22 protein-coding genes and 2 tRNA genes are annotated in these 17,477 nt (G+C 54.4%); 10 read left to right on the top strand and 14 right to left on the bottom strand.

Annotated features, from left to right (window positions below):
* The first annotated feature begins 90 nt into the window (after window positions 1–90).
* Window positions 91–429 (top strand): hypothetical protein, encoded by a 339-nt coding sequence (locus tag CJD38_RS05290; RefSeq protein ID WP_107939276.1) that lies wholly within the window; start codon window positions 91–93, stop codon window positions 427–429.
* Window positions 430–491: 62 nt separating this feature from the next.
* Here CJD38_RS05290 and CJD38_RS05285 read toward each other — a convergent pair.
* The 5 genes from CJD38_RS05285 to ppsA form a co-directional block, all read right to left on the bottom strand.
* Window positions 492–567 (bottom strand) — tRNA-Glu (locus tag CJD38_RS05285).
* Between the two features lie 30 nt (window positions 568–597).
* Window positions 598–673, bottom strand: a tRNA-Ala gene (locus CJD38_RS05280).
* Window positions 674–752: 79 nt separating this feature from the next.
* A complete protein-coding gene (locus CJD38_RS05275; protein WP_107939275.1) occupies window positions 753–1,850 on the bottom strand; it encodes a DNA glycosylase AlkZ-like family protein in 1,098 nt (365 codons plus the stop codon).
* 11 nt (window positions 1,851–1,861) lie between these two features.
* Window positions 1,862–2,512, bottom strand: coding sequence for a ribonuclease T2 family protein (locus CJD38_RS05270; protein ID WP_107939274.1), 651 nt, complete (start codon window positions 2,510–2,512; stop codon window positions 1,862–1,864).
* 11 nt (window positions 2,513–2,523) lie between these two features.
* On the bottom strand, window positions 2,524–4,899 hold the full coding sequence (gene ppsA, locus CJD38_RS05265) for a phosphoenolpyruvate synthase (protein WP_107939706.1): 2,376 nt from the start codon (window positions 4,897–4,899) through the stop codon (window positions 2,524–2,526).
* Window positions 4,900–5,081: 182 nt separating this feature from the next.
* On the opposite strand from ppsA, the gene ppsR reads away from it, so the two are divergent.
* A complete protein-coding gene (gene ppsR / locus CJD38_RS05260; protein ID WP_107939273.1) occupies window positions 5,082–5,906 on the top strand; it encodes a posphoenolpyruvate synthetase regulatory kinase/phosphorylase PpsR in 825 nt (274 codons plus the stop codon).
* Between the two features lie 6 nt (window positions 5,907–5,912).
* Here ppsR and CJD38_RS05255 read toward each other — a convergent pair whose 3' ends face one another.
* Both CJD38_RS05255 and CJD38_RS05250 read right to left on the bottom strand, forming a co-directional pair.
* Complete coding sequence (locus CJD38_RS05255) at window positions 5,913–6,656, bottom strand: hypothetical protein (protein ID WP_146165929.1); 744 nt, start codon at window positions 6,654–6,656, stop codon at window positions 5,913–5,915.
* A 195-nt stretch (window positions 6,657–6,851) separates the two neighbouring features.
* Window positions 6,852–8,483, bottom strand: a complete 1,632-nt coding sequence (locus CJD38_RS05250; protein WP_107939271.1) for an alpha-D-glucose phosphate-specific phosphoglucomutase — start codon at window positions 8,481–8,483, stop codon at window positions 6,852–6,854.
* Window positions 8,484–8,596: 113 nt separating this feature from the next.
* Between CJD38_RS05250 and CJD38_RS05245 the strand changes: the two genes are divergently transcribed.
* Genes CJD38_RS05245 through CJD38_RS05235 form a run of 3 tightly spaced genes read left to right on the top strand, consistent with a single transcriptional unit; the run spans window position 8,597 to window position 10,441 of the window.
* A complete protein-coding gene (locus CJD38_RS05245) occupies window positions 8,597–9,016 on the top strand; it encodes a DUF1249 domain-containing protein (protein WP_240783531.1) in 420 nt (139 codons plus the stop codon).
* Between the two features lie 12 nt (window positions 9,017–9,028).
* Window positions 9,029–9,568: a TlpA family protein disulfide reductase gene (locus CJD38_RS05240; RefSeq protein ID WP_107939269.1), complete on the top strand. Its 540-nt coding sequence runs from the start codon at window positions 9,029–9,031 to the stop codon at window positions 9,566–9,568.
* 18 nt (window positions 9,569–9,586) lie between these two features.
* On the top strand, window positions 9,587–10,441 hold the full coding sequence (locus tag CJD38_RS05235) for a MipA/OmpV family protein (protein ID WP_107939268.1): 855 nt from the start codon (window positions 9,587–9,589) through the stop codon (window positions 10,439–10,441).
* On the opposite strand, the gene CJD38_RS05230 is transcribed toward CJD38_RS05235, so the two are convergent.
* Window positions 10,438–11,049 (bottom strand): arylesterase, encoded by a 612-nt coding sequence (locus CJD38_RS05230; RefSeq protein ID WP_206362890.1) that lies wholly within the window; start codon window positions 11,047–11,049, stop codon window positions 10,438–10,440. The two genes, CJD38_RS05235 and CJD38_RS05230, sit on opposite strands and share 4 nt — an antisense overlap.
* Window positions 11,050–11,106: 57 nt before the next feature.
* Here CJD38_RS05230 and CJD38_RS05225 point away from each other — a divergent pair, with 57 nt between their 5' ends.
* On the top strand, window positions 11,107–11,631 hold the full coding sequence (locus CJD38_RS05225) for a gamma carbonic anhydrase family protein (RefSeq protein WP_107939266.1): 525 nt from the start codon (window positions 11,107–11,109) through the stop codon (window positions 11,629–11,631).
* Here the strand turns inward: CJD38_RS05225 and CJD38_RS05220 are convergent.
* From CJD38_RS05220 to CJD38_RS05195, 6 genes are all read right to left on the bottom strand, one after another.
* Window positions 11,628–12,122 carry a SixA phosphatase family protein gene (locus tag CJD38_RS05220; protein WP_107939265.1) on the bottom strand — a complete coding sequence of 165 codons (495 nt, stop codon included), beginning with the start codon at window positions 12,120–12,122 and terminating at the stop codon, window positions 11,628–11,630. The two genes, CJD38_RS05225 and CJD38_RS05220, sit on opposite strands and share 4 nt — an antisense overlap.
* Before the next feature lie 6 nt (window positions 12,123–12,128).
* Complete coding sequence (locus CJD38_RS05215; protein ID WP_107939264.1) at window positions 12,129–12,884, bottom strand: class I SAM-dependent methyltransferase; 756 nt, start codon at window positions 12,882–12,884, stop codon at window positions 12,129–12,131.
* Entirely contained in the window at window positions 12,865–13,185 is a 321-nt protein-coding gene (locus CJD38_RS05210) for an SCP2 sterol-binding domain-containing protein (RefSeq protein WP_107939263.1), read from the bottom strand. The genes CJD38_RS05215 and CJD38_RS05210 overlap by 20 nt, the downstream gene beginning before the upstream one ends.
* Window positions 13,186–13,298: 113 nt before the next feature.
* The gene (locus CJD38_RS05205; RefSeq protein WP_107939262.1) at window positions 13,299–13,559 is read right to left on the bottom strand and encodes a hypothetical protein; all 261 of its coding nucleotides are present in this window, start codon (window positions 13,557–13,559) and stop codon (window positions 13,299–13,301) included.
* Window positions 13,556–14,002, bottom strand: coding sequence for a PaaI family thioesterase (locus tag CJD38_RS05200; protein WP_107939261.1), 447 nt, complete (start codon window positions 14,000–14,002; stop codon window positions 13,556–13,558). Before CJD38_RS05200 ends, CJD38_RS05205 begins: the two co-directional genes overlap by 4 nt.
* Window positions 13,999–14,448: a PaaI family thioesterase gene (locus CJD38_RS05195; RefSeq protein WP_107939260.1), complete on the bottom strand. Its 450-nt coding sequence runs from the start codon at window positions 14,446–14,448 to the stop codon at window positions 13,999–14,001. Before CJD38_RS05195 ends, CJD38_RS05200 begins: the two co-directional genes overlap by 4 nt.
* 138 nt (window positions 14,449–14,586) lie before the next feature.
* Between CJD38_RS05195 and CJD38_RS05190 the strand changes: the two genes are divergently transcribed.
* From CJD38_RS05190 to dapB, 4 genes are all read left to right on the top strand, one after another.
* A complete protein-coding gene (locus tag CJD38_RS05190; protein ID WP_107939259.1) occupies window positions 14,587–15,219 on the top strand; it encodes a CoA pyrophosphatase in 633 nt (210 codons plus the stop codon).
* Window positions 15,212–15,592, top strand: a complete 381-nt coding sequence (locus CJD38_RS05185) for a MazG nucleotide pyrophosphohydrolase domain-containing protein (protein WP_107939258.1) — start codon at window positions 15,212–15,214, stop codon at window positions 15,590–15,592. The genes CJD38_RS05190 and CJD38_RS05185 overlap by 8 nt, the downstream gene beginning before the upstream one ends.
* A gap of 50 nt (window positions 15,593–15,642) precedes the next feature.
* Window positions 15,643–16,587 carry a DegV family protein gene (locus tag CJD38_RS05180; RefSeq protein ID WP_107939257.1) on the top strand — a complete coding sequence of 315 codons (945 nt, stop codon included), beginning with the start codon at window positions 15,643–15,645 and terminating at the stop codon, window positions 16,585–16,587.
* Between the two features lie 80 nt (window positions 16,588–16,667).
* Entirely contained in the window at window positions 16,668–17,477 is an 810-nt protein-coding gene (gene dapB, locus CJD38_RS05175) for a 4-hydroxy-tetrahydrodipicolinate reductase (protein WP_107939256.1), read from the top strand.

Here is a 17,477-nt window from a genome sequence, read left to right as displayed (position 1 = left end):
AAATTGCCATGCAGATGCATGGAGGCAGTTAGGTACATGGTTCAAAAACGTAAGAAAAGGGGTTTGCGCAGGGCGTCAATCGTCGCTGCAATGATCGCGGTATCCCCGCTAGTTTGGGCCGAAGACGCAGTAAGCCCTCCTAACTCAACCAAAACAACTCCCGCAAACACCATCAACCTCGCTCGCCTAGCTGCCGTGCTGCAGGCTGCGACTGACCGTAAGCAGTCCGGTGATGAGGTGATTTTGAAGAAAGACGCCTACATCCATGGCCGGCCGACTGGTGAGGCGACCAAGGGCAATGTCTTGCCAGCAGGAACAGTCCTGCGGAAGAGCAAGCGTCAGATCGTCAATGCCAACGGCTCTTGGCGCCATATCGAAACGCGCGATGGCATCAATGGTTGGATGTATGAGCTTGATCTAGATCCCTAATTCGCTGCAGTCTTTAAGCTGCAGATACAAGAAACCCGCCTTTCGGCGGGTTTTTTGTTGACTGGCGTCCCCACGGGGATTCGAACCCCGGTACTTACCGTGAAAGGGTAATGTCCTAGGCCTCTAGACGATGGGGACGTAAAGACCTTTAAAACGAAACTGTGTAACTGGTGGAGCTAGTCGGGATCGAACCGACGACCTCTTGCATGCCATGCAAGCGCTCTCCCAGCTGAGCTATAGCCCCGTTTTGTACGGGACGCGAATTATATAGAAGCGTTTAGATAATGCAAAGAAATAAAGCAGTGATTTCATCAATATTTTCATTAGCTGCGAGGGATCAGGAATTGCGCCATGCGCTGCAACTCTTCATCTAATGCGGTCTTGAATGCCGCTTCGCGCGGTTTGCTCTTGGCATAGCCAAAGTCGGCATGGAGTTGGCCATTGTCCATCGACACGTTTGCCCAGCCGATGACTTGGTCACGCCACAGCAGCGGCAGCGCGTAGTAACCGAACTGACGCTTGGCGGGCGGGGTGTAAGCCTCAAACTTATAGGTCCAATCCCACAGCAGCACAAAGCGGCGGCGGTCCCACGCGACGGGATCAAACGGTGCCAGTAAACGCACTTCATCTTTAACTTTGTGACGGGCAGAGGCGGGATTTTCATCAGCGGGCCAATACCAAGTCGTGCCATCAATACTGGATGAAGCGAGCAGTTCGTGTGCAGTGCGCATCGCTTGCTGTGCCTGCGAGACCAAATGCGGTGCGCCGTAGTTGACCAGCAGGCGCACGAGATAAGTCAGGCTGGCGGCGGGGAGTGGCGCGTATTTGCGGATCAGCAGCTCAACCAATTGTGCGGCTCGCTGTGCATCATCAAGTGTGTGGATTGCGCCGAAGCTCTCGGGCAATGCTTCGTAAAGTCGGATGCCGTTATCGCGTCGTGCGACACGCAGCTGGCTGCGGTAATGCAGGCCGCCCATGATTTTTGTGCCGGCGTTGCTGCTGCCGCCCCAATAATTCTTTACGCGGCCATGCGCAAAGTGCTGCTCCAATTCACGTGGATGCACCGCGCCGCGCTCGCGTACAAAGCTCAGAATGTCGGCGGCTTGGCGTTTTGTTTTGGCATCCCACTTTCTGTCGGTGAGACGTGGGTGCATCAAGGCCGCGTGCTCGCGTGACATAAAGCCGTAATTGACGAAGTGATCTTCTTCAATCGCCAGCTTTGCGTAGCTGCGTTCGAGATCACCGGCACGATAGTCGCGCACACGATGACGCAGCGTTAAATCCTGCGCGCGTGCGGGAGCGCGAATGGGATCGGCCTGGACAAAGCCAAGACGTTCAATTGCCTTGGCTAAGGTAGTCGGTGTGAAGAGTGTGCGGGCGACAGCGTAGCGACGTAGGTCATCAAGTGTGATTGATGACATCGCAGCGGGCTTTAACGCGTAGAGCGCAAAGTAATTTGATCGCGGCAGCGGTCTTCAATATCGGAGCCGCAGCTACGGAATTGGAAATTCTTGTCGTAACAGACGCGAACTTCCTTAAGGAAACGCCCAGAGCATTGCAGTGCGATGCGATCCGCGGTGAGGCCGGGATTAACGGCGAGAAAATTGCGCTGAATTTCTTCGGCCGTCGTGTTGATGTATTCCTTGGGCTCTTGGTAGATCAAAGGAATTGCGATGTTGCGATAAGAACGCTCGACGGTCATGAAGTACTCATCCATCGACATCGTGCTGCACACACCATGTTTGCGCCATTCGTGCTGAATCAATTTGGCGCTCGGCATGATCGGCAACATGCGCTTCAACCACTTCTGACTCACCAAGTCGCTGCGTCCGCAGTCTTTGGGATAACCCACTTCGTTCTGCGGCCACAGGCCATGAACAACAAAGGCGTAAGGCCGCAGGCATTGCGGATCGCCAACATGATCGCGGCAATACTGCGGGGACCACGATAGCGACAGCAACCAGTAATCAAACGGGAGTGCCGCTGCTGCTTGCGCCGCCGGCGATGCGGGCTGTGCATCTTCTGCCCGCGCGCATGCGCTTAGGCAGAGCAACAGTGCAGCGAAGGCGGCGCGTAGCAGCATGACGTGATCTCTTAGTGTGCGGTTTGTCCTGCGAGGAACAGCCAAGTTTCAACCACAGTGTCCGGATTCAGTGACATGGATTCAATACCTTGATCCAGCAGCCACTTCGCGAGTTCCGGATGATCCGATGGGCCCTGGCCGCATATGCCGATGTATTTGCCTTTCTTGCGGCAAGCACTGATCGCCATGCTCAACATTGCTTTGACAGCATCGTCACGCTCATCAAACAGATGTGCGATCAGGCCGGAGTCACGATCCAGACCCAGCGTCAGCTGCGTCATGTCGTTGGAGCCGATGGAGAAACCATCGAAGTGTTCGAGGAACTGTTCAGCCAAAATCGCGTTGGATGGCAGCTCGCACATCATGATGACTTGCAGGCCGTTCTCGCCGCGCTTCAAACCGTTCTCAGCAAGAATTTCGTTAACGCGCTTGGCTTCGCCAATGGTGCGAACGAAAGGAATCATGACCTTGATATTGGTCAGGCCCATTTCGTCGCGCACATATTTCATCGCCTTACATTCCATGTCAAAGCAAGGACGGAATGTTGGTGAAATGTAACGCGATGCGCCGCGGAAACCGAGCATCGGATTTTCTTCGTGCGGCTCATAACGCTTGCCGCCGATGAGGTTGGCGTATTCGTTCGATTTGAAATCGGACATGCGCACAATCACTGGCTCTGGCGCGAACGCTGCAGCGATGGTGGCGATGCCTTCGGCGAGACGCTTGATGAAGTAGTCAGTTGGGCTGCCGTAAGGCGCGATCATCTGATCGATCATACGGCGCACGTCTGGGCTCTGCTTGTCGAGTTCCAGCAATGCTTGCGGGTGAATGCCGATCTGGCGATTGATGATGAACTCCAAACGCGCGAGGCCTACACCTTTGTGCGGCAGTGCGGCGAAGTCGAATGCCTGCTCTGGCGTACCGACGTTCATCATGATCTTGACTGGGATGTCCGGCATCTTGTCGAGCGCGACTTCATCGATTGCGAAATCGATATTGCCCTTGTAAACGTGGCCGGTGTCGCCTTCGGCACAAGACACGGTGACGTGCTCGCCGTCTTTCAAAATTTCAGTGGCGTTGCCGCAACCAACGACCGCAGGAATGCCAAGTTCACGCGCAATGATTGCAGCGTGGCAAGTACGACCGCCGCGATTGGTGACGATCGCGCTGGCGCGCTTCATGATCGGTTCCCAATCTGGATCCGTCATGTCGGTGACGAGAACATCGCCAGCCTGTACGCGATTCATTTCACTGATGGACTTGAGCAGACGCACAGGACCGGCGCCGATCTTCTGACCAATGGCGCGGCCTTCAGCGAGGATTTCGCTCTTGCCTTTGAGTTTGTAGCGACGCAGCGTGTTGGCGGCGGCACGTGACTGCACGGTTTCTGGACGTGCTTGCAGGATGTAGAGCTGGCCATCAATGCCATCTTTACCCCACTCGATATCCATCGGGCGGCCGTAATGTTTTTCGATGATCAGCGCCTGGCGGCCGAGTGCTTCGACATCGGCATCGCTCAAGCAGAACTGATTGCGCTGTTCTGGCGGCACCGCGACGAACTCAACGGTTTTACCGAGCGAGCGATCTGCGGTGTAAATCATCTTCTTGGCTTTTTCGCCAAGGCCGCGCTTGAGCACGGCAGGCTTGCCAGCAAGCAGGTTGGGTTTGTAAGCGTAGAACTCGTCTGGGTTCACTGCGCCTTGCACCACGGCTTCGCCGAGGCCATAGCTTGCGGTGATGAACACGGCATCACGGAAACCGGATTCGGTGTCCATCGTGAACAGCACGCCCGATGAGCCTTTGTCCGAACGCACCATGCGCTGTACGCCAGCGGAGAGCGCAACAGCCGAGTGCACAAAATTGTGATGCACGCGGTAGGAAATGGCGCGGTCGTTGTACAGCGATGCGAAAACTTCTTTGATCGCGTGCAGAACATTCTCAATGCCGTTGACATTGAGGAAGGTTTCTTGCTGACCAGCGAAGGATGCGTCTGGCAAATCTTCTGCAGTTGCGGATGAGCGCACGGCAACCGAGATTTCTGCGCCGGAGTCAGCAACCAGTTTGTCGTAAGCGCTACGGATGTCTGCTTCAAGCGCAGCCGGGAAGGGCGCTTTGATCACGGCTTCGCGAATGGTCTTGCCGGTTTTGGCGAGCGCCTGAACGTCTTCAATGTCCAGTGCATCGAGCATGGCATTAATGCGATCAGCGAGGCCTTCGTGTGCGAGGAACTCGCGATAGGCTGAAGCGGTGGTGGCGTAGCCATCTGGCACTTTGACGCCAGAGGTAGCGAGGTTGCGGATCATCTCGCCCAGAGAGGCATTTTTGCCGCCGACGATTTCGACGTCGTGCATGCCTAGCTCGGAGTACCACAGAACGTTATTGCTCACGTTGTTTCCCGGTTTCTGATTCATTAGTCCCAATGGCCGCCCTGCCGGAAAGCGGAGCGCCGCGGGGTTATCTGTCCATGATGATTGAGACGCTTTCCGCCCGCCTCATTAAAACGGAGCATGGCCGGCGGCCGATTCGGTAAGATCGCCTCAATTCGGCGCAAATTGTAAGGGATTCATCGATGGGGCAACCAAGAACTGTTTTTTTTGTTTCTGATGGAACCGGCATTACCGCCGAGACCTTGGGCAATACCCTGCTGACACAGTTTGATACGGTCGATTTTAAGAAGACCACCCTGCCTTTCATCAACACAACAGAGAAGGCGCAGGCGACGGTAGACCTGATTAATCAGCTTTCTGCCCGTCAGGAGGCGCGTCCCTTGGTGTTCAGCACCACGGTTAACGACGAAATTCGTGCGATTCTGCGCGCCTGTAACTGCCTTTTCCTCGATCTGTTCGATGGTTTCGTCCACACAATAGAAGGCGAGTTGCAGCAGAAATCGACCCATGCGCAGGGCCGCGCACACGGTTTGGCCGATTCACAACGCTATAACACGCGTATTGCTGCTATGAATTACGCGATGGAGCATGACGATGGCCAGTCCACGCGCGACCTTTCGCGCGCCGACCTGATCCTGATCGCGCCTTCGCGCTGCGGTAAAACGCCGACCAGCCTTTATCTGGCGCTACAGCACGGCTTGTTCGCCACTAATTTCCCGCTGACTGAAGACGACCTTGAGCATATGAAGTTGCCTAAGTCGCTGGACGGTCTGGCGGATAAATGCTTCGGGCTAACGTCTGATCCGGAGCGTCTGTCGCAGATTCGTAGCGAACGCCGTCCCGGTTCTAAATACGCATCGTTGGCGCAATGCTCTTACGAGTTGCGTCAGGCTGAGCAGTTGTATCGCCGCTTCAACATTCCTTTCATCAGCTCTGCGGCAATGTCGATTGAAGAAATGGCGACCTTAGTGATGCAGGAAAAAGATCTGCGCCGCCAGTCGTTCTAAGCGGCGTCAGAAATAAAGGCCGTGATAGACCTCGTAAACATTGACGGGGCCGCCTGCAAAATAATTTGTTGCCGGAAAGATGAAAGTGCGGGTGGCACGATCGTAAGTTAGCTTTCCGGACTCTGCTGGATTATTCGGATCGTAGACGTCAAACAAAATCGTCGTGTCCGTTTCATGTGCGGCGTAGATCAGCAATGCGTGATTAATCGTGATGATGGGGAAGGTCACGATATGCACGATCGGCGGCCAATCTGCTTTGAGTTCTGTCAGTAACTGATCGACTGTTCTTTGATGGCCGTTGCGCGTGAACGGCAGAATCATGCGCCAGTTTCCAAGCTGTACGTAACTTTGCCACGAGCCACCCGCTTCATCCTTGATTAAGGTTTTCCAAGCGGTGCTAAAGCTACGTAGGTCAGCAAAGCCGGGGATCACCACACGCCGTGGATCCGGTTCAAGATCACGTGGGCTGCGCGACAAAACTTCACGCACCAGCTCGCGATAAGTTTTCTGATCAACTTTCTCTGCGCTAGCGTCAAAGCGGGCGTGAAGGAAAAATTGTTTAGCGACTCTCACCACTACAAAACAGTGATGAATGTAATCCGGTGCTGGATCAACCTGAGCAAAATTCATCTTGCCGGTTTCAGCATTCTCGCGATAAACCCAATCCAATTCATTGGGAAACGACAAGGCATCACGTTCGAAGTTGAAGGGTTTGGTTTCGCTCTGAACGCGTGGCATGGATGTAATCACGCAGCCGCTCATGGCCAGCGTTATAAACGCAAGCAATAGGCATCCTGCCCAGCGAGGCTGTCGATCCTTCAATTTTAAAGCTCCAATGTGTCGATCACATTCTCAATCGTGCATCGGCACATTTCAGGGTCGAGCATGCTATGCGATGAGTTATTACAGCGTCAGTGCGCTAACGAACCGAGGCTAGGCGAGTTCTCAGGTGATGACACTCGGTGCTTTGCGTCCAGTGATTTCGCCAAGCTTGATGATCTTGTCCGCGATGTTGACCAGTGGCGCGAGCGCTTCGTTGGTTTTCCATGCAAGTGAAGATTCATGTTGCTCGTAGCGTTCCAGATAAAGACGCAGCGTTGCGCCCTTGGTGCCGGTGCCCGAGAGTCGCAGGATGATGCGTGCATCATCGCCAAACACAATGCGTAGACCTTGATTGGCGGCGATGCTGCCATCAAGCGGATCTTGATAGCTGAACTCATCCGCCTGTGTCACCGTCCAGTCGCCAAATTTCTGACCCGGCAGTTCGGTGCCAAGGCCAGCGAGATGCTGCATGACTTGCGTGGCGGTTGCTGCGGAGAGTTCGTCGTAGTCGTGACGCGCGTAGTAGTGGCGACCGTAGTGTTTCCAATGCGCTTCTGCGATTTCTTTCACTGACAGGCCAGTGACTGCAAGCACATTCAACCAAGCTAACACCGCCCAGAGGCCGTCTTTTTCACGAACGTGGCTAGAGCCGGTGCCGAAGCTTTCTTCGCCGCAGATGGTGATGCGCCCGGTCTCGAGCAGATTGCAGAAGAACTTCCAGCCGGTGGGTGTTTCGTACATCGGCACGGCCATGGCCTTGGCGACTTTGTCTGCTGCGCGACAGGTCGGCATGGAGCGTGCGATGCCCGCGATGCCATCTTTGTAGCCGGGCAATTTGTTGAGGTGCGCAGCGAGCATCGCCAGTGAATCGCCCGGCGAGATGAAGATGCCGCGGCCGAGAATCATATTGCGATCACCGTCGCCGTCAGATGCAGCACCAAAATCTGGTGCGCGATCGCCGAACAACAAATCGACGAGCGGCTTTGCGTAAATCAGATTCGGGTCGGGATGCCCGCCACCAAAATCTTCCAGCGGACTGGCGTTAACGATGGAGTTCAGCGGCGCGCCAAGCATCTCGACAAAAATGCGCTGTGCGTAGGGGCCGGTGACAGCGTGCATGGCGTCAAAGCGAATGCTGTGGCCTTTGCGCAACCATTCGCGGATGCGATCGAAGTCGAACATCTCTTGCATCAATGCGGCGTAGTCGTCGACACAATCGACGATTTCAATTTCCATATCGCCGATGGTTTGCAGGCCGCGACGATCAATATCGACATAGCTGCCTTCAAAAATCCGATAGCGGCTAAGCACTTTGCTTTGCTCGTAAATACGATCGGTCAGACTCTCGCTGGCTTGGCCACCGTTGCCGATATTGAATTTGATGCCAAAGTCCCCATCTGGTCCTGCAGGGTTGTGGCTGGCAGTGAGAATAAGGCCGCCCGCCGCTTTGCGCAGGCGAATGAGGTGTGAGGCCGCAGGTGTCGACAGCAGGCCGCCCTGTCCGACGATGACGCGCTGAATGCCATTGCCTGCGGCAATCGCGATTGCAGTTTGGATTGCGGCGCGGTTGTGGTGACGACCGTCACCGCCTAGTACTAGGGTTTGGCCTTTGAGTTCTGGTGCGCAGTCAAAAACTGACTGTAGGAAATTTTCCAGATAGTGTGGCTGCTGAAAGACGGCCACTTTTTTGCGGAGCCCAGCAGTACCGGATTTCTGGTCTAAGTATGCTTTCGTCGCAATTTCACGTACGGCCATGATGTTCTTCGTTGTAGGGTTGGCTTTCGATATCTTATAGTCCACAAATGCAAATCACGAGCACCGATTACATCTGTCCCTGCTGCGGCAAGCCGCGACGCTTGGCGCACCTGATGGAAATCTACGAACGTAATTTCCGTCTGTTGCAGCAGTTGTTGCCAGAACTCAATCCGCCGTTCGAGAAAGCAATTTCCACCAGCGAAACAGACCCGCCTTTGCATCTGACGGTGCTGGCGCGTGATCGCTACACACTCACCGTAAAATTAACGTATGAATTCATCAGTGAGGACGGTGTAAAGCACCATCCGGACTTGTGGATACGCGTGTATCGTGATGCTGAGGTTGTTGAAGCGCTGGAGTGCAGTCACCGGCCACCTTGGCTGGCGGCGGAGGGCGGCGATCCGGAAGTGGGTCGTTTCCTCAACCATCAGTGGGGACGCAATTTAATGCTCGGCAAATGGCTGGATTACTTGCTTGAGCGTGGTCATGGCTTCGGTATGGCGCAGCGCCCGCGCGTACCTGCCGCCGCTTAAAGTAGAACTTCCATGCTGATCTCGCGTTTGCTACTGGCTTTTGCTGCTTTGTTGCCGCTCTCTGCTTTTGCAATTGATCCCGGTGAACTGGCACCTGAAGCTGCGGGCGTTGTTTTGCAAGGACCCGAAGGCATCAAGCTCAGCAAGCTCAGAACGCCGGGCCGCGTGGTCGTCGTGGATTTCTGGGCTTCGTGGTGCGGGCCCTGCATCGAGGCGATTCCCGAACTCAATGGCATGCGCAATGATTTGGTGCGCGAAGGTTACGGCGATCGCTTCGAAGTACTGGGCGTGAGCATCGATAACGACGTCAAACTGGCTAAGCGTTTTCTTGAGCGTGTGCCGGTGAGTTACCCGGTGGTCGATGATGTGCTGGGTGTTTCAACCAAGACGTATGGCATTTGGCGACTTCCCGCGACCTTCCTGATTCAGCAGGATGGGCATATCCATTACATCTATCATGGCTACGGCCCGGGCTTTACCACGGACCTGCGACAGCGCATTCTTAATCTGCTGAAACAACAGAAGGCTGTGCCACAGAAGACCGCGCCGTAATTTTCTCGGGAGGCCTGCATGCATCAGTACCCGAAGTTGAAATTGCTCAAGACTAAAATTGTTCGCTCCGTTCTTTGCGTATTGCTGCTGTGTTTGCCGCAGCTTGTTCAAGCACAGACTCCTTCGCCATTGCCAGAGTGGACGTATTCAGCTGGTGAGTTGATGCGAACCAGCATGAGTCCGACGATTCCCAAGTGGTCCGTTTTTGGTGGTGCCAGCGTGGCCTTCGGCCCACGCTACGACGGCTCGGATGAGCAGCATGTGATGGGCGGTCCAACCGTATCCATCCGATATCGCGATATCGCTTTTGCTTCGACTGGCGAGGGCATCGGCGTAAATCTTCTGCGTGATAAAAATTATCGTGCAGGTGTAGCGATGGTTTTTGATCTGGGACGTCGCGCTGTAGATAGCGATGACACCAATGGTCTGGGCAACGTCAACACTGCGCCAGAGATCAAATTCTTCGGCGAATATTTACTGTTCCCCGTGGTGCTACGCGCCGACGCACGCCGTGGTTTGGGCGGACACAATGGCTGGATCGCCGACGTCAGCGCGTACATGCCGGTCTACGGCAAGAAAACATTTTTCGTCTTTATCGGCCCCAGCGTGACCTTGGCTGATGACGCATATATGTCGCGCTATTTTGGCGTGACGCCAGCGCAATCTGCGTCGTCGGGTTATCCGACGTACACCGCACATGCAGGGCTCAAATCAGTCAACGCTGGCGGCAGTGTCACGTGGTTGGTCACGGATCATTGGGTAATCAATGTTCTGGCCGGCGGTCAGCGACTGCTGTCTGACGCAGCGGATAGTCCGTTAACGCTGGATCGTCTTCAGTTCGCCACAACATTCACAGTCGGGTATCAGTTCTAAATCGCGCCAGCTTTACGCATGAGCTCGGCGATAGCTTCAGCAACTTTTTGATAGCCACGAGCATTGGGATGAATGTGATCTGAGTTCGTGTTGCTGTCGGCAATGACCTCGGCGAAGATTTCATTTTCAATCGGCAGTTTATTTTCTTTAGCTAAGGCCGCATAAACTGGATCTGATTTGAGATTCAAAATGCTCGGCCTTGGCGTTGCCAATAAGATCAAAGCAATCTTGCGGCCCTGAATCTCGCGAATCATTTGACTGAGGTTGCTCTGCATCTTCATCAGATCGAGCTTGCGCAACATGTCATTGCCGCCCAGACAGAGAATCACCAAGTCGGGTTCTGTCTCATCTAAAACTGAGGACAAACGTGCGAGTCCTTCGGCGCTTGTTTCGCCTGGGATTCCCGCATTGATGATGTTGAGTCCGGTGATCTGGGCCAAGCGTGCGGGATAGGCTTCTTCAGTTTTAGCGCCTGTGCCATAGGTCAGACTATCGCCAAAAGCGAGCACGGTTGCATCGCTCGCAAGGCGTGGAAGTTGCGGTACTTTTTCTCCGCCGCAAGCGCTGAGTGCCAGCAGCAAGATCAGTGCTTGCATGAGTCTCGTCATGGGCTGCATAGTCGCGCGCATTATCTTGTCGAAATCTTTTGAGATTGGGAGTTCATCATGCTTTATAGCTTAGGGCCACGCGAGCCACTGATAAAAGAAGGTGCTTGGGTTGCTGACAATGCTGCCTTGATCGGATCCGTTATCTTAGAAAAAAATGCCAACGTCTGGTTTAACTGCACCCTGCGTGGTGATAACGATGATCTCATCGTGGGCGAGAACAGCAATGTGCAAGACGGTTCTGTGCTGCACACCGACCCCGGCCTTAAATTGCGCATTGGCCGTGATTGCACCATCGGTCATCTGGTGATGCTGCATGGTTGCGATATTGGCGACAACACTTTGATCGGCATTAAAAGCGTCGTGCTGAACCGCGCACGCATTGGCAAGAATTGCATTGTCGGCGCTAATTCTTTGGTGACTGAAGGCAAAGTATTCCCCGACAACTCCATGATCATGGGCGCACCTGCAAAAGTTACGCGCGAGCTAACGCCGCAAGAAGTGCAGGTGATCAAAATGATGTCGATGAATTACGTTCAGAATGCGCTGCGTTATCAAACCCAGCTCAAGGCCCTGTGTAACTAGCTCTGATCCTTGGGCCAACTGCGATAGCTGAGCGTGCCGATCTCGGCACCTGCGTCGCGCCAGTGTTTTATCGGCAATGAAATTTGCACGATGGCGCAGGTAGGTAGCTCATCAACGTTACATTCAGCTAGCCGTTGCGCTAATTGACTCAGGCCGGGGTTGTGCCCAAACAATGCGATGTGCGGGTACTGATCATCTAGGCTTTGAACGACGTTCAGCAGTGTGCCTAGCGATGCGTCATAAATCTTGGCTTGCAGCTGAATGTTTTCTGTTGGAATGCCTAAGACATCTGCAAACACGCGTGCGGTTGTGATGGCGCGTAGTGCAGGACTTGAAACCAGTAAGTCAGGTTGAGCTGCGTCTTTCTTTAGCCGTGCTGCCATCACTGGCGCATCACGCCGTCCACGCTCATTCAGTGGACGTTCGAAATCGCTAAGCCCTTCCTGTTCCCAAGAAGATTTGGCGTGGCGAATGATTGTGAGCGTTCGCATGGCGTATCAGCGGATGAGAAACTTACCCATGCCGATGGGTTCTTTTTTTAGATAAATATCAAAACGCGCTTGTGAGCCTGCGAGTTCAAGATCGGGTTTTATATTGCCTAGGCATTCAGCTTTTGCTGCTCGCTTTACGACCGTGCGTTTGCTGCTGCTATTACGTGCGGCAATAAGAAGCGGCGTGGCATCGGGTGAGCCAACTGTGAGGTCGTGAAAGATCTGCATCTCTTTCTGTGGCAGCGCGGTTCTGCCTTGATGCTCATACATGGGGTCGAGATAAATAACGTCCCAGGCTTCGCGATTGATCACATCGACGGCATCGCAGTTCAGCAGTTCGACACGCTTGATGGCGGCGGCATATTGGTCGCTGTTCTCAACACGCTTTTTTGCGTCTTGCAGCAAAGCAAAAATCAACGGATGTCGCTCGGTCATGGTGACTTGAGCGCCTAGCGCAGCGAGCGTAAAGCTGTCTCGTCCAAGGCCGGCAGTGCAATCGAGAATTTTCAGATCAACGGCTTTGCGCATGCCGACAGCACGCGCTACGAGTTGATTGCGGCCTGCGGCGATACGGCGTTTTACTTCATTGCCTAGCCAGTCAGCGTAGATCGGGCCGTAGTCCGGCAGGTGCAGGGCGCGTAGCTGAATGCGCTGTTCAGATTCTTCTTGAGCTTCTTCAAGCGCAAATGAAAAACCCTGAGCCGTTGGGCCCAGGGTTTCGATCACGCGGACGTGTTCGTTCTTAGGCAAGCTTGCTGGCATCAAAGAAAGCAGGCATGCGCTGAGCAAGCATCATGTCGCCGTCGAGCTGCAGTTTGCCGGTCATGAATGCGGTCATGCCGTTGAGTTCGCCTTTCATCAGGGCAACGAAATCGTCGTCTTCCATGGTGATGGTGACGTCGCTGTTTGCAGCGGTGCCTTCGCTGGCGGTGCATTCGCCGTTAGCGATAGCAACGTAAGCAGGCGTCGAGGTGTTGAACTGAATGGTGGCGTTGGTGCCGGCAGCGCCGTCAGCGTTGAATGCGGCAGGGAGTTTCTTGATCAGGTCGAGAGCGACGGACATTGGAATTACCTTAGTACTAAAAAGTGGAGTCGGGATCGTACCCCCACTGCCGTGTCATAGCAACGAAAAACGAATTAGGAAATATCGATTACGGCTATGCCATTTCAAAGCCTTTACTGTGGCTCGGCTTTCATGCTGCGTTCATAGGTCTCTTTATCGATCAATACGATATTGATGCTGGCCTCGTATATGCGGTCTGCCGCACGTAAAGGCTCAATCGCTGCACGATCGTGTTCGTGGTGTAGAACGAGAAAATCTTCGCCTTCTTCCAAGAAAGGTTCGATTTTTTTGAACCGGCGAAAGGCGCTGCCTTTAGGGAGATCGAGTCGCTCGTCGATCTCGCGAACGGTGTACCACCTAGGGTCTGTGCTCATTCTGTTGATGTCAGTAAGAAATGCCCGCGGGCGACAGCGATCACTTGATCTGGCGAACGCTGCCAGCAGTTGATCGCGACATGTGCAACACGCTGGCCCAAGCGTGAAATCTTGCAGTCAGCATAGATATCTTCTGGGCGGCCAGGTTTTAAATAATCAATGGCGAAGTCGATGCTTTTTGGCACGCGAGTTTCATCCAGTTGTAACAGCAATTGCATGAGCGCTGCGTTTTCCATAAAGGCTGCGGTGACGCCGCCGTGCAACGCAGGCATTTGAGCGTTGCCAATGAGTGAAGGGCGATAAGGCAACTGCGCGCGCGGTTGGCCATCGACCTCTACCAATTTCACGCCGATGAAACGTGCGTAAGGCATCAGCGCCGTCAGTGCGTCGTAATTTCTACTTTCGCGTGCAATGCGGCGTGCTTCTGAAAATGCGTTGCTCATACGACACGCTTTTTGCTGGTGGACGAACGCATGAACGCTAATTGCGACAACGCAATCGGTTTGTCTTCATCCGTCTGCCAAACCTTGGCGCGTACAAACACGATATGCGGCGTCACGCGATAGGCTTCGGCGCGACAGTCCAGACTGAGATCTTTGAGTGCGGGCCGTTGATAGTCCATGCGCAAATCCAGCGTAGCGATGGGTTCGGGATTTTCGAGGCGTGCCAATACGGCGAGGCCGCTGCCGCTATCAACGAGCGTGCTGATGATGCCGGGATGGATCAGTCCGTGCACAACATCTCCGAGCCATTCTTCACGATAGGGCAGGCGGATATGGATGCCTTCAGTTTGCAGATCAACTATCTGCATACCAAGTTCACGCACATGCGGAACCACTTGCATGAAGCGTTCCGTGAGCGCTTGGTGATAGGGGGAAGTTAGGGACATGAATGGCCGAAGATCAGAGCCTGCATTGTAGAGGATGCGGCGCGTTCATCGCGTACACTCTCATTGGCCCGATTAAATATTGATCGGTGCGAGAAAAAATGAAGAGACTGTTTGGTGGAAGTGCTTGGGGATTCGTTGATGTCTGAGGCTCTGGAACAAAAACTGCGTGCAGCGCTGGCCGATACGAGCGATGTCGCACCGCGTCCGATGTCGGCTTTCGAATTGCCGTTCAAGATGGAAAAAATTCTGACGCCAGCATTGATGCGCAGCCTGCGTCCTGCGGCGGTTCTGGTGCCGGTGATACAGCGCCCAAGCGGATATACGGTTTTGCTGACGCGTCGTGCGGATCATCTGCGTTCGCACAAAGGCCAGATCAGTTTCCCCGGCGGACGACGTGATGAAGAAGATGTCTCTGTCGCGGCGAATGCACTGCGCGAAGCACAAGAAGAAGTCGCGCTGCCGCCTGAGAGCGTCGAAGTGATTGGTTATCTGGATGACTATCCCACCATCACCCGTTACATGGTTACGCCCGTGGTTGGCATTGTCAGCGGCGAGCCGCCGCTATTTCCGCACGAAGCTGAAGTGGCGGAGCTCATCGAAGTGCCTTTGGAAATGGTGCTGGCACCCGATAGCTATGAGCGCAAATTCTTTATGCAGAGCGGCCTCAAGGTGCCGTTCTTTGAGCTCAACTTTGGCTCGCATCGCATCTGGGGCGCAACGGCGGGTATGTTGTGGAATCTCTCGCAGAAATGGACTGCCTTCAATGGTTGAGCCGCTGAATGAGGCAATGCGCATCCAGCTTGACGCGGCCAAGCTCGGCTTCGACTGGCGTGAGCTTCAAGAACTCTGGGACAAGTTGGCTGAAGAAGTCGGCGAGCTAAAAGAGGCGGTCTCTGAAGGCCCTGATCGTACACGCGACGAGTTGGGCGATTTGCTGTTTATGGCCGTCAATCTGGCGCGGCATTTAAAAGTTGATCCGGCCCGGGCTTTGAATGAGGCCAATGCCAAGTTCAGCCGTCGTTTTGGCTTCATTCTTGAGAGTGTTGAACAACTGCCCCCAATCGGCCATCCTCAGCGCTTGGATGCTATGGAGGCGCTTTGGCAGGAAGCCAAAATGCGTGAACGAAAGCAGGACCCAAAATAGGGCCGCTTCGTTAGAAGTCCTCCGGCGATATAACTATTGAGGAGAGGAGCATGCGTATTGGTGTCGTCGTAGATTCGGCGTGCGATCTCCCGCCGGACTTTATTCGTGAAAACAATATCCAGATTCTGCCGATCACTATTCATTTGGGTCAGCAAGATCTGGTGGATACGCGCGACCCGGAAGCGACACTCAATTTCTACAGGCAACATCAAACCAGTGCCAGCGATGCGGGCACTTCTCCATTCACCGTCGAGCAGATCAAAAAAGTTTTTTTGACGCGGCTTGTACTGGATTACGATTTTGTTTTTTGCCTGACGATTGCCAGCAGCCGCAGCCCGATTTATGAAAACGCGGTCAAGGCATCTTTTGCGATTCTGAGTGAATACAAAGCGCCGCGAGCGCAGGCCGGTGTATCTGGGCCATTCGCACTGCGTGTGATTGATACGCAGAACTTATTTGCAGGGCAGGGTTTGCTGGCTATCGAAGCCGTGCGAATGATCAAGACCAATCCGAATCCCAACAAGATTCGTGAGCGACTTGAGTCTCTTGTGCAAAACACCTACGGCTACATGATCCCGCGCAATCTTCATTACATTCGTGCGCGTGCACAGAAAAAAGGTGATCGCAGCGTTGGCTGGGTGAGCGCTGTGCTGGGTACGGCGCTGGATATCAAACCGCTACTGCGTGCATATCGAAACGAGACCGGGCCAGTCGCCAAGCTGCGCCACTTTGATGACAGCGCCGAACGTTGCTTTGCCTATATCGGCCGACGCATCACTCAAAACCAATTGCTGACACCAACGCTGAGCCTTTGCTACGGCGGTGAACTGACTGAGATGGAAAAGCTGCCCGGCTACGACGAGCTAATGAAGATCTGCCGTGAGCATGGGATTGAGGTCTTCCAGAGCATCATGAGCATCACCGGCGGCGTGAATGTCGGTGAAGGCTCGCTGGCCTTTGCGTTTGCGGCACAGCCGCACGAACTCGACGTCTGATTTCCTTGAAATTTTGCACTGCCTATCCCCTTAGTCGGGCTAGGCGGTTATCCTGTGCGCCTTCAAATTCAGTGACGTTTATGAGCAATCCAATTCGCATCGCCGTACTCGGCGCCACCGGCCGCATGGGCCGCGCCATTATCCAAGCTGCCGCGCAGAACTCGCAGGTGAAACTTGCCGTGGCGCTGGATCGCGAAGGTAATCCGCTGCTGGGTCAGGACGCTTCTGCGCTCGCGGGTCTGCCTGCTTCTGGCGTGCTGGTAACGGACAGCCTCGCTGCTGCGATCAACGACTTCGATGTGCTGATCGACTTCTCACGTCCGGAAGGCACGCTGGCTGTGCTGCCGCTGTGCCTCAAGCATGGCAAGGGTCTGGTCATTGGTACGACGGGTTTTACGCCTGAGCAAAAGGCGGAACTTGGCGCTGCTGCCAAGCAGATTCCGATTTGTCTCTCGGCCAACTACAGCATTGGCGTCAACGTGACGCTGCGTTTGCTGGAGCTGGCTGCCAAGACGCTGGGCGATGATTACGATGTTGAAATTGTCGAAGCGCATCACAAGCACAAGGTCGACGCACCGAGCGGCACTGCGTTGCGCATGGGCGAGGCTGTGGCAGCAGGCTTGGGTCGTGATCTTAATGACTGCGCTGTTTACGAGCGCTACGGCAACACTGGCGCGCGTGATGGCAAGACCATTGGCTTTGCCACGATCCGTGGTGGCGATGTTGTTGGCGATCACACCGTAATGTTCCTCGGTGATGGCGAGCGCGTCGAGATCAGCCACAAAGCCACCAGCCGCATGAATTTCTCCAACGGCGCGGTGAAGGCCTCAGCTTGGTTAAGCGGCCGCACTCCCGGTTTGTATGAAATGCGGGATGTCTTGGGGCTTTAG

The sequence above is a fragment of the Stenotrophobium rhamnosiphilum genome (assembly GCF_003052265.1).
In the GTDB taxonomy this organism is placed as follows: Bacteria; Pseudomonadota; Gammaproteobacteria; order Nevskiales; family Nevskiaceae; genus Stenotrophobium; species Stenotrophobium rhamnosiphilum.
The sequence above is the reverse complement of the archived record's forward strand: the minus strand, read 5'-3'. Positions and strand labels throughout refer to the sequence as shown.

Bases quoted from the DNA above. Each gene is read 5' to 3' on its own strand.
- CJD38_RS05240 (WP_107939269.1), top strand. From the start codon at position 9,029: ATGCTGATCTCGCGTTTGCTACTGGCTTTTGCTGCTTTGTTGCCGCTC.
- CJD38_RS05225 (WP_107939266.1), top strand. From the start codon at position 11,107: ATGCTTTATAGCTTAGGGCCACGCGAGCCACTGATAAAAGAAGGTGCT.
- CJD38_RS05180 (WP_107939257.1), top strand. From the start codon at position 15,643: ATGCGTATTGGTGTCGTCGTAGATTCGGCGTGCGATCTCCCGCCGGAC.
- ppsR (WP_107939273.1), top strand. From the start codon at position 5,082: ATGGGGCAACCAAGAACTGTTTTTTTTGTTTCTGATGGAACCGGCATT.
- CJD38_RS05230 (WP_206362890.1), bottom strand. From the start codon at position 11,049: ATGACGAGACTCATGCAAGCACTGATCTTGCTGCTGGCACTCAGCGCT.
- CJD38_RS05215 (WP_107939264.1), bottom strand. From the start codon at position 12,884: ATGCCAGCAAGCTTGCCTAAGAACGAACACGTCCGCGTGATCGAAACC.
- CJD38_RS05210 (WP_107939263.1), bottom strand. From the start codon at position 13,185: ATGTCCGTCGCTCTCGACCTGATCAAGAAACTCCCTGCCGCATTCAAC.
- CJD38_RS05205 (WP_107939262.1), bottom strand. From the start codon at position 13,559: ATGAGCACAGACCCTAGGTGGTACACCGTTCGCGAGATCGACGAGCGA.
- CJD38_RS05275 (WP_107939275.1), bottom strand. From the start codon at position 1,850: ATGTCATCAATCACACTTGATGACCTACGTCGCTACGCTGTCGCCCGC.
- CJD38_RS05270 (WP_107939274.1), bottom strand. From the start codon at position 2,512: ATGCTGCTACGCGCCGCCTTCGCTGCACTGTTGCTCTGCCTAAGCGCA.
- CJD38_RS05200 (WP_107939261.1), bottom strand. From the start codon at position 14,002: ATGAGCAACGCATTTTCAGAAGCACGCCGCATTGCACGCGAAAGTAGA.
- dapB (WP_107939256.1), top strand. From the start codon at position 16,668: ATGAGCAATCCAATTCGCATCGCCGTACTCGGCGCCACCGGCCGCATG.
- CJD38_RS05250 (WP_107939271.1), bottom strand. From the start codon at position 8,483: ATGGCCGTACGTGAAATTGCGACGAAAGCATACTTAGACCAGAAATCC.
- CJD38_RS05220 (WP_107939265.1), bottom strand. From the start codon at position 12,122: ATGCGAACGCTCACAATCATTCGCCACGCCAAATCTTCTTGGGAACAG.
- CJD38_RS05195 (WP_107939260.1), bottom strand. From the start codon at position 14,448: ATGTCCCTAACTTCCCCCTATCACCAAGCGCTCACGGAACGCTTCATG.
- CJD38_RS05190 (WP_107939259.1), top strand. From the start codon at position 14,587: ATGTCTGAGGCTCTGGAACAAAAACTGCGTGCAGCGCTGGCCGATACG.
- CJD38_RS05290 (WP_107939276.1), top strand. From the start codon at position 91: ATGATCGCGGTATCCCCGCTAGTTTGGGCCGAAGACGCAGTAAGCCCT.
- CJD38_RS05185 (WP_107939258.1), top strand. From the start codon at position 15,212: ATGGTTGAGCCGCTGAATGAGGCAATGCGCATCCAGCTTGACGCGGCC.
- CJD38_RS05235 (WP_107939268.1), top strand. From the start codon at position 9,587: ATGCATCAGTACCCGAAGTTGAAATTGCTCAAGACTAAAATTGTTCGC.
- CJD38_RS05245 (WP_240783531.1), top strand. From the start codon at position 8,597: ATGGAAATCTACGAACGTAATTTCCGTCTGTTGCAGCAGTTGTTGCCA.